This window comes from Lysinibacillus sp. VIII_CA (genome assembly GCF_049943995.1).
GTDB classification, from domain to species: domain Bacteria; phylum Bacillota; class Bacilli; order Bacillales_A; family Planococcaceae; genus Lysinibacillus; species Lysinibacillus pinottii.
Map to the genome: position 1 here is coordinate 152,513 of NZ_JBNFXM010000006.1, position 13,473 is coordinate 165,985.

The following is a 13,473-nucleotide window of genomic DNA, read 5'->3' on the forward strand; positions in this document are numbered from 1 at the left end:
TGCTGTACAACAAATGGAGGTACCGTCATGAGTAGTGAATTATTCTATAAAAATCCGAAAACCATTCTGAATAAAGGGACAGGCTTCCTCTCTGGCTATACGCATTCACTTAATCCCTATACAGGCTGTTCTTTTGGGTGCTCCTATTGTTATGTCCGTGAAATGCCTGTATCTCTGTTTCGGGAGGGTGAATGGGGAAATTGGGTGGATGTTAAAAATGGAGCTGCAAATTTATTAAAAAAAGAACTTTATCGAGCCAAAGCTAAAGGGAATGTAACTATTTTTATGTCATCAAGTACAGACCCATATCAACCTATAGAGCAAAAGGAAAAGGTCACGCGATCTTTACTAGAAGTAATGGTAGAAGATCCACCTGATTTTCTATTAGTACAGACTAGAAGTCCACTTGTAAGTCGAGATATCGATTTGCTGCAACAATTGAAGGACAAAGTTCGAGTAAGTATGACGATTGAGACCGATTCGGAAACGATACGAAAACACTTTACTCCGAAGGCCCCTCCCATTCAGGCACGCTTTAAAACATTGGAAAAATTAGCAGCCGCGGGCATACCCATCCAAGTGGCTATAGCTCCCATATTGCCAAGTGGGGATGATTTTCCGTTAAAGCTAAAGTCTTATGTCGATCGGATATGTATAGATGACTACTTCATGGGCGATGGTAGTGGTGGTAAACGCACACGAAAACTCGGTATTGACAGCAAATACGCCCAGCTTGGTTTAGAGGAATGGTACGGATCGGATGTTCTTAGAAAAGTATATAAAAGATTTATTGAAGTCTTTCCCGAAAATCAAGTTTATGTGAGCCAGGCTGGGTTTGTGCCCTAAAGATAGCATTTTTAATAATGAATAGAGGTAGTAAGCTACTTGATTCAGCTGTATTAAAAAATGATAGAATAATAATATAGCATATACATGAAATAGATAATAACTTTAGCTAGTTGGAATTAATAACGATTTAAAAAACATATTTAATGTTTTTTCGGGAAGATTACTAAAAAGGAGAAACCATGATACCCAAAATTCTTGTTATAGATGATGATAATGATATTAGAAATTTGATTTCTGTTTACTTAGAAAATGAAGGGATGGAGACCATTAAAGTAGCCGATGCGATAAAAGGGCTAGAATTTTTAAAATCAAATGATGTAGATTTAATAATCCTCGATATTATGATGCCAAAAATGGATGGTATTCAAGCCTGTTTAAAGATACGAGAAGAAAAAAGTATGCCTATAATTATGCTATCAGCAAAGTCAGAAGATATAGATAAGATTCAAGGACTGACTTCTGGAGCTGATGATTATTTATCGAAACCATTTAACCCATTAGAGTTAATTGCAAGGGTTAAATCGCAGCTAAGACGCTCCAGTAAATATAATGTAAACATGAAAAACAATAAGAAAATTATAGAAATAGGAAATTTAGTTATAAATACAGATACTCGACAGGTTATTGTACAAGAAAAAGAAATTAGATTAACACCTAAAGAATTTGATATTTTAGAACTTCTAGCATACAACAAAGGTATTGTACTCAGCATTCAAAAAATATATGAAGCTGTATGGAAAGAAGATTATTTTAAGTCAGACAACACGGTTATGGTTCATATCACTAATATAAGGGAAAAGATAGAACAAGATCCTAAACATCCAATATATATTAAAACCGTTTGGGGTGTGGGATATAAGATATGAAAAACATTAAGCTTAGGAACAAACTTACTGTCAGATTACTAAGTTCATTTGCAATCAGTTTATTCTTTTCATTGTTTATTTCTTTACTTACATCGCAATTATTTTTATACTATATAACTTATAAAAATATAGAAATGAACACTACTAATGCAAGTTTTTTTATTACATTCCAATTTCTAGTTATAATTTTTTCGTTTATAGCTTGTTTTTTATTTTTGATAAGAAATAAACTAAAATATTTAAAGCATATTTCTGATAGTGTACAACAAATTGCTAATGGAAACCTAGGGTTTAACATTAATATAATGGGGAAAGATGAGTTAACCTTACTTGCACAAAATATTAATTTTATGTCAAATGAATTAGAAAACCAATTCCAGCATGAAAGAGAAATAGAAAAAGGAAAGAATGAACTCATAACAAATGTCTCTCATGATCTAAGAACACCCTTGACATCATTAATCGGGTATTTAGATTTATTGAAAAAAGGGAACTACAGTGATAGCGAAAAATATAATGAGTATTTAGAGATAACCTATTTAAAGTCACAGAGACTCAAATTATTAATTGATGAATTGTTTGAATATACTCGTTTATCGAATCCAAATATAAATCTGAATTTATGTGAAGTAGACATGAGTGATTTGTTACAACAAATCGTAGGAGAGTATATCCCCATTTTTGAAAAAGAAAAATTAAATGTTATAAAGTCAATTGAAGTGAAAGCTCCTGTACTCATTGATATAGAACAGGTAGTAAGGGTTTATGAAAATCTTTTCACAAATGCAATAAAATTTAGTTTGAAGCCCTCAGAATTACAAATATCTCTACAGGCAAAGGGAAATTACGTAATTTTTAAAATTATGAATCAGGTTGAAGAAAAGCCGAGTAAAGATTTAAATAGTTTATTCGAGCGGTTTTATACTGGAGATAAGGCTCGCGTAAGTAATCAAGGGGGAGGTTTAGGACTGGCCATTTCTAAAAGGATTGTGGAATTACACAATGGGAAAATTTATGCAGAATATGATAATGGGTTTTTGAGTATTACTGTCGAATATCCTTTAAAAAAATAAAAGGCTCTTGGAATATATAAATTCCAAGAGCCTTTTTCTTAAGAATTCTTAAGGAATTTCATGATAACTACTTAAGGTTTTAAGTTTAGATTTTAAGTAGAAATAACTTTAACGCAATGGAGTGTTATCATGAAAAACCTATCTTTTATTTTTCAATATATGTTTAACCCTAGATCAGTGGGAGCAATTCTTCCAAGTTCCAAGTATCTTAGTAAAAAAATGGTTAAAGAAATCGATTTTGAACAAGCAGAATATATAGTTGAGTTTGGCCCAGGTACCGGAGTATTCACAGAGAATATTCTAAAAAAGAGGAAACAAACAACTAAAGTTGTTTTAGTAGAAAATAATAAAGAATTTTACACATTATTAAAAGCAAGATATATAAAAGAAAAAAACTTTGTAATTATAGATAGTTCTGCTGAGTATATTGAAGATATTTTAATCGAAAACGATATACCTTACGCAGACTATATAATTTCAGGGTTACCATTTGCAAGTTTGCCTAAAAATGTATCAAGTAATATATTACGAAACTCTTTAAAAGTCCTTAAAGAAGATGGGCTCTTTATAACGTTTCAATACACCAAATTTAAATTAACATTTCTAGAAAGCTATTTTTCTAAAATTGATATTAATAGAGAAATTAGAAATTTCCCACCTGCTTATATAATGAGCTGCAAAAAGTGAGAGCGGTTAGTTGTAAAAAAACTCTCTAAATAGCTTTAGTTGGAAATAATACAAAGACAGGTAATTATTTTTAATCTTACAAAAGATACTTATATGGATTTTTTATATGAAAATTATTTTCAAACAAGCTAGGTTTTTAACCCTGCTTGTTTTTTAATACGGATAGTTTGTTCATATTTATTGTTTTTTTCACGATATATACACCTATACTGAAACTCTTGATTTAGTAAAGTGGCGACAATTATAAAAAAGTTACGATTAATAACCCTGAATATTGGCTCAGTGGGCCACGTCCGAACGATGCCAGATACGTGCTTTCCTTGTAAGTCGCCGTTTACAAATGGCCTTTATTAGCTTCAGGATGCGTTTGGAAGAGTATCTGCAACCTTATTCCGGAAAGTTTCTCATCTTGTTCAAGAGCTGTTACTAGAAGATGAATTGCTTTACAGTGAGAGAACGCTTGAAAAGCGCTTTGGTAGACCTCAAGTGAAAGTAAAACATGCCCAAACGACGAAAAGAATATGAAATTGAAGTAATTTTAGAAATTACATAAATTTTTATACAGTTTCTTCTTTACTTTTAAATAATTATTTTGTAAGATAAAGCCAATTCAAAAGTGGCCAGACCACTTTTGGATTCATTCAGTAAGAGACGCCACCATCTGGAGGTGGTGGATTTTGTTTCTTTATAGTAGGTATCCAAACACCTATTGAATGAAGATAAAGCCTTAGGATGTATTGTTTATCTGCGCGAAAGGAAAGCGACAGCGATAATTATTCCACGGCGAATAGATTGACCCAGGAGTTAATCGTATGGATAAAAAAAACGAACAAAAGAAAGTGTTTTTAGATATCGTCCAACAATTACGACAACTTATTAAAATGAAAAAAACACAGGCTGGTGAAAAGGAACCTTCCGAATGAGTCCTTTCAGAACGTCTGGGTGTCGGGCGATCCTCTGTGAGAGAGGCATTGCGAAGTTTAGAGTTGTTAGGTCTTATTGAAACGAGACATCTAGCTTTTATACAAAAGCATCCGCTCGTAGAAATAAGATAAAGCCTTAGGATGCATTGTTTACCTGCGCGAAAGGAAAGCGACAGCGATATATTCCAAGGCGAATAGATTGACCCAGGAGTTAATCGTGTGTATAAAAAAACGAACAAAAGAAAGTGTTTTTAGATATCGTCCAACATTACGACAACTTATTAAAATGAAAAAACACAGGCTGGTGAAAAGGAACCTTCCGAATGAGTCCTTTCAAAACGTCTGGGTGTCGGGCGATCCTCTGTGAGAGAGGCATTGCGAAGTTTAGAGTTGTTAGGTCTTATTGAAACGAAACATCTAGCTTTTACACAAAAGCATCCGCTCGTAGAAATAAGATAAAGCCTTAGGATGTATTGTTTACCTGCGCGAAAGGAAAGCGACAGCGATAATTATTCCAAGGCGAATAGATTGACCCAGGAGTTGATCGTATGGATAAAAAAAACGAACAAAAGAAAGTGTTTTTAGATATCGTCCAACAATTACGACAACTTATTAAAATGAAAAAAACACAGGCTGGTGAAAAGGAACCTTTCGAATGAGTCCTTTCAGAACGTCTGGGTGTCAGGCAATCCTCTGTGAGAGAGGCATTGCGAAGTTTAGAGTTGTTAGGTCTTATTGAAACGAGACATGGGGTAGGTACGTTTCTAGCTTCTACACAAAAGCATCCGCTCGTAGAAAAATTGTCGATGTTTATATTAGAAGATGAAAAATCAAAAAAAGGATGTCGAATTAACGCGACAAATTCATGAAATGGAAGCCATTCGCGTTATAAGTTGTACAGTGACTCTGCGAACACTACCTATGTGGGACAGTTTTTTGTAAGCTAGAGATAGAGGTACGATTAATTGTCTGCATGTTTTACGAGAAATAGTCATCATGTCAGAAATCGTTTTTTACTTAAAGTCTGGTTTCAATTAGCAGTTAATGCCGGTGATGTTTAAATCGAAACTCAACAGAAGAAGAGAAATTAATCATTCAAACTATGTTGAAATCGATGCAGCTTGGCTATGAAAAAGAAGCATTAAAAGCTTACGAACATAAATGCTGAACAAGGCATTTAGACAAACATAGGAGGAGTAAAACATGGCAATACGTAGCTTATTTAGAAAAAAGAATGAGGACGGACAGGAAAAGGGATTTCCGGAAGGACTTATGACAAAATGTCCAGAATGCCGTCACATTCTGTTAACAAAGGAGTTAGAAAAAAATCATAAAGTGTGTACAAAATGCGACCATCATTTCAAAATGACTGCACAGGAGCGCGTAGCATATTTCATAGATGAAGGTTCATTTGTTTCAATGGATGATCATTTACAAACAAGTAATCCACTTAATTTCCCTGATTATGTAGAAAAAATTTCAGTGGCTAAACAACAAACGGGATTAAGCGAAGCTGTACTGACTGGGGTAGGTACTCTTGATGGAGAAGAAATTGTTGTAGCAATTATGGATTCTCATTTCCGTATGGGCTCAATGGGCTCCGTTGTAGGAGAAAAAATCACACGTGCCGTTGAAAAAGCTATTGAATTACGTGTACCTGTTATTATCTTTACTGCTAGTGGTGGAGCGCGCATGCAAGAAGGTATTCTATCATTAATGCAAATGGTAAAAACGAGTGTGGCATTAAAACGTCATAGTGAAGAAGGACTATTATTTATTTCGATCATGACGCACCCTACATACGGTGGCGTTTCAGCAAGCTTTGCTTCTGTTGGAGATATAAATATTGCAGAACCGCAAGCATTAATTGGCTTTGCTGGTCGCCGTGTAATCGAAGAAACATTAAGAGAAAAATTACCAAATGATTTCCAAAAGTCAGAGTTCTTACTAGCGCATGGTCAGCTTGATGCAGTTTTCCATAGGAAGGATTTACGAAACCAAGTAGCAATGCTTGTAAAAATGCATACAAAAGGCGGTGTGCAACATGTCTAAAAATTTTGCTTTTGAAGAACCAGTAGTACAATTACGAGAAAAAATTGATGAATTAAAAACGATTGCTACAGAGGCAAATGTAGACATGACAGGCGAAATCGAAAGGCTTGAAACACGTCTAACACAGCTAGAACAATCTATTTATGCCAATATGAAGCCATGGGATCGTGTACAGGTTGCTAGACATCCAGAACGACCAACAACTTTACAATATATAGAAGCTATGTGTGAAAACTTTATTGAGTTACATGGAGATCGTAAATTTGGTGATGATGCAGCTATTCTTGGAGGAATTGCTCTCTTTGAAGGACAGCCCGTAACAATTGTTGGACATCAGCGCGGAAAATCAACTAAAGAAAATATTCGACGAAATTTTGGTATGCCACACCCTGAAGGATATCGTAAAGCATTACGCTTAATGAAGCAAGCTGAGAAATTTAAGCGCCCAATTATTTGTTTTATTGATACAAAAGGAGCCTATCCGGGTAAGGCAGCCGAGGAACGCGGCCCAAGTGAAGCCATTGCTAGAACTCTCTCAGAAATGGCGATTCTAACAGTACCAGTTATTAGCATTGTTATTGGGGAAGGCGGAAGTGGGGGTGCAATTGCATTAGGGGTAGCTAATCGCGTCTTTATGTTAGAGAACTCAACGTATTCGGTTATCTCGCCTGAAGGGGCTGCATCGATCTTATGGCGAGATGGTAGCCTAGGGAAGCAAGCTGCAGAAGCAATGCGGATAACAGCACCTGACTTAAAAGAGCTTGACGTTATTGATGGAATAATCCCTGAAATAACGGGTGGAGCACACCACAATGTTGTGAAGCAAGCATTTTATATAAAAGAATGTATAAGCGTCACACTAAAAGCATTGAATTCCCTAAATGGCGAACAATTAATTGAAGATCGCTATGAGAAATTCAGAAAGATTGGACAATATACAGAAGCTTAAATTCATTTTTAGGTTTTTGGACATGTGAATTTGTTCGTAAAGAGAGAAAAATTGTTTCTTAAATAAATTAATATCCCAATGATGGATTTCGCATTTAAATAAAACCCATTCATTTTGATAAAAGTTTGATCAAAATGAATGGGTTTCTTCTATTTTTATAAAATCAACGTTTGCAACAAACTTTTAATCAAACTTTATTCCAATTAGAAAATCGTGATTGAAAGCCTAAAATATACAAAAGTTAATTATAATAATTCGATATTAAAATAATCGTTAAGTTTAGACTTTGATGTCTATGTACAAATTTCATCTCACTATTATTAGTATACTCTTAATTGATACATAACTTCCTATAATTTATATTATGTAAACTAAAATTATTTGGGCGTGGAGGAGGGCTTGGATTCGTCAACTACCCATAATATCTGTACATGTACATGGACAAGAACTTACATACACTTTAGACAAGAACTTCCGGACACTTTTAATAATAAAAAGCGTTCAAAAAACTCCTCCTTTAAATGCCAAAATGAATGACTCATTTGGTTTCCCATCCAATACATCATCCCCGTTACCGCCTATTATTTCAGCAGGTCCTCTGGGGGTTGAAAATCCACCAAGCAATTCCGGGCATACAGGTATTGTCTTATTCTCTACTATTAGTTTACTGATCTTAAGATCTAAACTATGCGTACCGTTATATCTTACCTGTAATCCTGCTAAACAAGAACTCACTAATATCATTAGTATCATCCTTTTTTTATTAGTTAGTGGAAAATTACAACTTAATTTCATACTCCATTCGTTTTACTGTCTCTACAGCTACATCTTTTCCATGCAGTCGAGATATCAGATGAAACGACATATTAATTCCTGCTGAAATTCCTCCAGATGTTGAAGCTGGATCGTACTTATTTAACTCTCGCACTCGTTGTTGAATCAGAAAAGGTTATTGTTAATCAACACTATTATAGGTATTTATAAATTAACTATTCACAAAGTTTCCTTTTCTCCTTTTATCTAATCCAAACGAAATAGATGCAGTTAATAACGCTAGTAATACTGTTAATTTTTCTGTTCCTTCATTGCACACGGGACAGTAGGGAGTAACACTAGTTAATTTTCTTTCCCAGTAGTCGATTGTGTGAATTGTGTTATCTTTTTATTAAGTGCTTTATAACTCATTCGGAACGTCAAAACAAACCGAGAAAGTTATTGATGCTCAACAATTTTCAAAAAATAGTCCATCGATTTAGTCATATATGCATCTTTTCGGCGTATAAAGACGGTTGAAATAATGCCGTATTTATCAGGAATTGGATGACAATAAACCTTGCCAGTAGTAGTAAGATGTTCAGCAGCTGATCGCGGAACAATCGTAGCTCCTAAACCAATTGCAACACTTTTTAAAATCGTTTCTAATATGTTAAATTCAATAATCCTTTTAGGGAGTAATCCCTCATCTTTGAGCCATTGCTCTAGCTTCGCTCGATAACCGCATCCTTGATTAGACATAAGAATTGGTGTAGTCATAAACTCCTCTATATGAAAAGTTTTTTTGGGGGTTATCAGAACGAGTTCTTCATTACATACATCATATTGTTCTAAAAGAGGGTGTTTAATTGGCCCGGTGATAAAAGCCCCGTCTAAATGGTGTTCTGTTACTTCTTTAATGAGTTCTTCCGTTAAACCAGCTTGCAGTATTAAATCGACATTGGGACACTCTTTATAATAAGAAGCAAGAATATCTGGTAATATATTCACCGTTTCAACTGTGCCAATTTTTAAAGTACCCGCTGGTGAATCACTATCTAAAAATACTTGTTTCAATTCTTCGACATCCTGCAAAATTTTATTGACATACACAAGCATTTTTCTTCCTTCTGCATTTAATGTCATCCCCTTTTTATGGCGGTAAAAAAGCGATGTTTTAAGCTCCTTTTCTAATAGCTTTATACGCGCTGTTACATTAGATTGAACATAATTTAATTCCTTTGCTGCATGACTCACACTTCCATGATTTGCAACGCTTTTAAAAATCAACAAGTCTCGTAGTTCCATTAAGTGTTCCTCCTATAAAGTATCATTTTAAATGATGTTATTATTCATTTTCAATCATTATACGTGATGAATATTCTTTTTTATAATGGCAATTGCGGAATTAAAAAAGAATAAAGATACATGGAGTGATAAATATGAAAAATATTCAATTATTAAAAGGCGCGGTGGCGTGTTTAATAGCAAGTATGTCATGGGGAGCAATGTTTCCAGTCGCAGATCATGCTTTGGCTTATATAGATCCATTCTATTTCTCAACTATACGATATGGAGCAGTAGCTATTATACTTGTCATTTTCTTATGGCTAAAAGAAGGAAGGCAAGCATTTCGTTTTGAAGGAAAAGGAAAGCTGCTCGTGTTCTATGGGACGATGGCGTTTACTGTATATAATGTTCTAATTTTCTTTGGCCAAATGTTAATGGGAAAATCAGGAGTTATGGTAGCTTCTATTATGGAGGCGCTCATGCCCATGATTACAATTGGCGTTTTATGGGGATTTAAGCATGTGAAACCGAAAAAATATATGTTGATCAGTATGGTTATGGCGTTTATTGGGGCCATTTTTGTCATTACAAAAGGTGATATAAACTTCTTTCTTACACTTAAGTATAATCTGTTATCACTCTCATTTATCCTAATTGGTGTTGTTGGATGGGTGATTTATACGATGGGGGGATCATCTTTTAGTGATTGGTCTACACTTCGCTATTCAACATTGACATGTGTTTTCGGAACGATTGTAACAGGTATTTTAACAGTGTTATTTACAATCAATGGGTATGTGTCTATGCCACACATAGGAACAATTTCTGCAGTTAAGTATGATTTATTATTCATGATAGTTTTACCAGGTCTTGTGGCATTACTTAGTTGGAATTATGGCGTAAAAATTTTATCGTCCGTAAATGCAATTTTATTCATTAACTTCGTCCCAATTACAACATTAGTCATTATGATGATCCAAGGATATGAAATAACAATTTTTGATGTTGCAGGGACACTACTTGTTATTCTCGCCCTCATACGAAACAATATGTATCAACGTAAAGAACAAAGCGAGCATCAAAAGAATTTATTAAAGGAACAGTTGAGTAGAGTTGTTTGATTTAAATGTTTGGAGGTTTTTATATGTATGAAAGTTTATTATTCTTCTTTGCTGCTGCAATTGGCTTAGAGCTTGTTGCAATTAATCGAAATGGTCGTAAAAAAATAGAACAACAGGCTGAAATGATACAGCTTTTAAAAGATTTACTTAGAAAATAATTAAGATTAGCAAAGGCTTTATTAGGAACATTGTTTTAGATGTTATTCTAAATAAAAAAAATCCAATTTTTCAACATTTGAACTGCTCCCTGTCAAGTAGAAAGTGGAAATAAGAAAAATGATTTAAGCGGTTTGAACCCTGTACCCTAAGGGGCTCAAACCGTTTAATATTTCTTGGTAACGTTCGTTATTATAGAACAAGATGTACGTATCGATGGCATGTTTTAACGCTTCTAATGAATCGAATTTATGTAAATAATACTTCTCTATTTTTAATGTGCCCCAAAACGCTTCAATCGGTCCATTATCAGTTCTCGTGCTACAGGTCCAATCAGCTTCATTTTGCCCACCTATTTCTAATTTTCAGTTGAAGCTCGGTATCTAACTTACTAAAGGCTCTTCTAATAATAGTAAACGAGGGTTAGTGGCAGGCGCTCTTGCAATTGCGATACGTTGTTGCTGACCGCCACTTAACTGATGAGGCATCTATTTTTTCATATTCCTTCATTTCACCAGCTCTAACACTTCCTTTAATCTTTTACGGCAATCTTCTTCTGTTAGATCTGTATAACCGAATAATATATTCTTATCGACTGTCATATGCGAAAACAATGCATAGTTTTGAAACACCATCCCGATATCACGGTTTTCTGGTTTAACAAATGTTTTACTGTCGAATATCACTCATTTATACAGAAAGAGCCTTTTCTAGCATATTCTAACCCTGCTAAATCCTCAATATCGTACTTTCACCACTGCCACTTCTATCAGGCTATGAACTATACAAACTACGCTATCACCGCATATTGATAGTAAAGTATAGCTATTTTAGCCTTACACCTCAGAATTTTGTTACTTAGGGTCACTCCTATCCCAAGTGACCTTTTTTTTCCTTAAAGTGTTCATTAACACTTGTTTAAATTTATTTACATGAATCTAGGCTGCTTCGCTTTTGTCTTTTATTAGATTTTGCAAGATCATAATCAACACCTATTTTAAATACTTTTGAGTATCAAATTTATTACTTGTCGCTACTTTCAATCCTTTAGTAATCTTTTATCAGTCAATTCAACAATATAAAAAAAATTATCCATAGATTCTATATAATGTGTAAAAAGAGTCGAACATACAAATTTGTATGTTCGACTCCGCTTTAGAATCTCAATATATATTTTCTTATGAACTTTAATCGTGATTCTTTAACAAAAATAAGTTCATCTCTCTTAGAATAATTTTTATGAATATTGGCCAAATCTACATTAAACGATCATTAACATTATTTAAACGAGTAATCCCCTTTTGAACGATAAATTATGAGAAACATCCGATAATTTTAAAGTTGTGACTCAGGTATTTATATTATGTAAAAATAATTATTTTCAATTAATAAAAATTCGATAAACGTTATTAGGGTTATTTATGTAAAAGTTATAAATCCTTGTTTCAATAAAGCCTCCGTTACTTTAAGTACATTGCTTTACAATCTTTAAGGAAGCTTTAGCTTTCTTTGTGTTTCAAAACTACCCATAACGCACCCTGATAGATTAAGAAGTTTTTAGTTTTGTCCCCATTTATTTTCAAAAATAAGATGTTCTAAAGAACGCCTTTTTTCCCAATTAGCTAACTCTAAAATGGGCTTTTCTGGGTAATTTTCAGTATAACCGATTGATATAAGAGCAATGGGATCGATGTGTGGTGGTATTTCTAAAATGTCTCTAATATCATTTTTTTTATAAAAACTTACCCACCCCATTCCAAGTCCTTCAGCACAAGCAGCTAACCACATATTTTGAATAGCACAAGCTGTTGATAATATATCTGTTTCAGGAATTGAATTTCGTCCTAATACATGGGAACCTCCTCTTGTAGGGTCACATGTAACACAAATAGTTATAGGAGCTTCTTTTAAACCCTCAATTTTTAAATCAAGGAATTTCATTTTTTTCTCCCCATCATAATGAACAGCTAATGCTCTGCTTTCTTTTTCTGCTGCCCAGGCCAATTTTTCTTTAATTTCGTCAGTGGAAATCAAAATAAAGTTCCAAGGTTGCATAAATCCTACTGAAGGTGCATGATGAGCTGCATTTAATATTCTATGTATAATGTTTTCAGGGATAGGAGTTGATAAAAAACTTCGAATATCTCTCCTATTATAAATAACTTTATAAATAGACTCTCTTTCTTCATTAGAAAACATAAATTTTTCCCCTTTTCTTTACAAAAATATTTATTTTTAATATTAACTAATTTTTCATTATTCTGCCACGTAAGTGAAGTAAAAATACATCAAAAAGCGTGGTTTGGATATGTTGTCCTTATCGTTGTATCCGCATAAATCTGACTCCACCTCTTCTTACTTCGGATTAACATTCGTCAAATCGATTACCACAATTCCTTTCAGTTTCATATATGGATAATGGCATCATTAATAATAGACCTGTTTAAAGACACCTTATGCAGATTTCACAATTGCCTTTGGCTGATGAATCGATAGTCGTTCAAATAGCCAACGAAGCTCTTGCTGTGAGAAAGTTCATACTTCAGCGTTTCTTCTACAACATAAACAAAATGTACCCTATAAGATGACCTCTTTGAAAGTGTCTATCTTATAGAGTACATTTTAAAACGTAAACTTCACGTTTTCTCTAATATTTTTACGCTAACTGCAGCATACGTAATAATTACTTTTTTAATCCTTTTTTCAATGAACCCCCACAATGGATAAGCTACTTCTATTCTTCTTGTAAACTTA

14 protein-coding genes and 3 pseudogenes are annotated in these 13,473 nt (G+C 33.9%); 10 read left to right on the forward strand and 7 right to left on the reverse strand.

Annotated elements, in window-relative coordinates; genetic code table 11:
• Positions 1-27 precede the first annotated feature (27 nt).
• From ACP3VS_RS10985 to ACP3VS_RS11020, 8 genes and pseudogenes are all read left to right on the forward strand, one after another.
• The gene (locus ACP3VS_RS10985) at positions 28-846 is read left to right on the forward strand and encodes an SPL family radical SAM protein (protein WP_012294542.1); all 819 of its coding nucleotides are present in this window, start codon (positions 28-30) and stop codon (positions 844-846) included.
• Positions 847-1,028: 182 nt separating this feature from the next.
• Positions 1,029-1,715 (forward strand): response regulator transcription factor, encoded by a 687-nt coding sequence (locus ACP3VS_RS10990; protein ID WP_012294541.1) that lies wholly within the window; start codon positions 1,029-1,031, stop codon positions 1,713-1,715.
• Entirely contained in the window at positions 1,712-2,788 is a 1,077-nt protein-coding gene (locus tag ACP3VS_RS10995; RefSeq protein WP_031415947.1) for a sensor histidine kinase, read from the forward strand. The genes ACP3VS_RS10990 and ACP3VS_RS10995 overlap by 4 nt, the downstream gene beginning before the upstream one ends.
• A 129-nt stretch (positions 2,789-2,917) precedes the next feature.
• Positions 2,918-3,475 carry a class I SAM-dependent methyltransferase gene (locus tag ACP3VS_RS11000; protein WP_012294539.1) on the forward strand — a complete coding sequence of 186 codons (558 nt, stop codon included), beginning with the start codon at positions 2,918-2,920 and terminating at the stop codon, positions 3,473-3,475.
• A gap of 812 nt (positions 3,476-4,287) precedes the next feature.
• Positions 4,288-4,524, forward strand: a pseudogene (locus tag ACP3VS_RS11005) (FadR/GntR family transcriptional regulator); the annotation flags it as partial.
• Between the two features lie 569 nt (positions 4,525-5,093).
• On the forward strand, positions 5,094-5,267 hold the full coding sequence (locus ACP3VS_RS11010) for a hypothetical protein (protein ID WP_230586096.1): 174 nt from the start codon (positions 5,094-5,096) through the stop codon (positions 5,265-5,267).
• Between the two features lie 334 nt (positions 5,268-5,601).
• Entirely contained in the window at positions 5,602-6,450 is an 849-nt protein-coding gene (gene accD / locus ACP3VS_RS11015; RefSeq protein WP_012294537.1) for an acetyl-CoA carboxylase, carboxyltransferase subunit beta, read from the forward strand.
• On the forward strand, positions 6,443-7,399 hold the full coding sequence (locus ACP3VS_RS11020; protein ID WP_036163689.1) for an acetyl-CoA carboxylase carboxyltransferase subunit alpha: 957 nt from the start codon (positions 6,443-6,445) through the stop codon (positions 7,397-7,399). The genes accD and ACP3VS_RS11020 overlap by 8 nt, the downstream gene beginning before the upstream one ends.
• 546 nt (positions 7,400-7,945) lie before the next feature.
• Here ACP3VS_RS11020 and ACP3VS_RS11025 read toward each other — a convergent pair.
• The 3 genes and pseudogenes from ACP3VS_RS11025 to ACP3VS_RS11035 all read right to left on the reverse strand — a co-directional run.
• A pseudogene (locus tag ACP3VS_RS11025) lies at positions 7,946-8,143 on the reverse strand (2-thiouracil desulfurase family protein); the annotation flags it as partial.
• 34 nt (positions 8,144-8,177) lie between these two features.
• Positions 8,178-8,294, reverse strand: a pseudogene (locus ACP3VS_RS11030) (DJ-1/PfpI family protein); the annotation flags it as partial.
• A 317-nt stretch (positions 8,295-8,611) separates the two neighbouring features.
• On the reverse strand, positions 8,612-9,460 hold the full coding sequence (locus tag ACP3VS_RS11035; protein WP_031418216.1) for a LysR family transcriptional regulator: 849 nt from the start codon (positions 9,458-9,460) through the stop codon (positions 8,612-8,614).
• Between the two features lie 134 nt (positions 9,461-9,594).
• On the opposite strand from ACP3VS_RS11035, the gene ACP3VS_RS11040 reads away from it, so the two are divergent.
• Both ACP3VS_RS11040 and ACP3VS_RS11045 read left to right on the forward strand, forming a co-directional pair.
• Positions 9,595-10,563 carry a DMT family transporter gene (locus tag ACP3VS_RS11040; RefSeq protein WP_207889097.1) on the forward strand — a complete coding sequence of 323 codons (969 nt, stop codon included), beginning with the start codon at positions 9,595-9,597 and terminating at the stop codon, positions 10,561-10,563.
• A 23-nt stretch (positions 10,564-10,586) separates the two neighbouring features.
• The gene (locus tag ACP3VS_RS11045; protein WP_080709367.1) at positions 10,587-10,721 is read left to right on the forward strand and encodes a YrzO family protein; all 135 of its coding nucleotides are present in this window, start codon (positions 10,587-10,589) and stop codon (positions 10,719-10,721) included.
• Positions 10,722-10,844: 123 nt separating this feature from the next.
• On the opposite strand, the gene ACP3VS_RS11050 is transcribed toward ACP3VS_RS11045, so the two are convergent.
• The 4 genes from ACP3VS_RS11050 to bluB form a co-directional block, all read right to left on the reverse strand.
• Positions 10,845-11,075 (reverse strand): IS3 family transposase, encoded by a 231-nt coding sequence (locus tag ACP3VS_RS11050; RefSeq protein ID WP_207890068.1) that lies wholly within the window; start codon positions 11,073-11,075, stop codon positions 10,845-10,847.
• Between the two features lie 27 nt (positions 11,076-11,102).
• Positions 11,103-11,207 carry an ATP-binding cassette domain-containing protein gene (locus ACP3VS_RS11055; RefSeq protein WP_426388712.1) on the reverse strand — a complete coding sequence of 35 codons (105 nt, stop codon included), beginning with the start codon at positions 11,205-11,207 and terminating at the stop codon, positions 11,103-11,105.
• A gap of 18 nt (positions 11,208-11,225) precedes the next feature.
• Positions 11,226-11,405: a hypothetical protein gene (locus ACP3VS_RS11060; RefSeq protein WP_426388714.1), complete on the reverse strand. Its 180-nt coding sequence runs from the start codon at positions 11,403-11,405 to the stop codon at positions 11,226-11,228.
• 871 nt (positions 11,406-12,276) lie between these two features.
• The gene (gene bluB / locus ACP3VS_RS11065) at positions 12,277-12,918 is read right to left on the reverse strand and encodes a 5,6-dimethylbenzimidazole synthase (protein WP_012294531.1); all 642 of its coding nucleotides are present in this window, start codon (positions 12,916-12,918) and stop codon (positions 12,277-12,279) included.
• Positions 12,919-13,473: the final 555 nt, after the last annotated feature.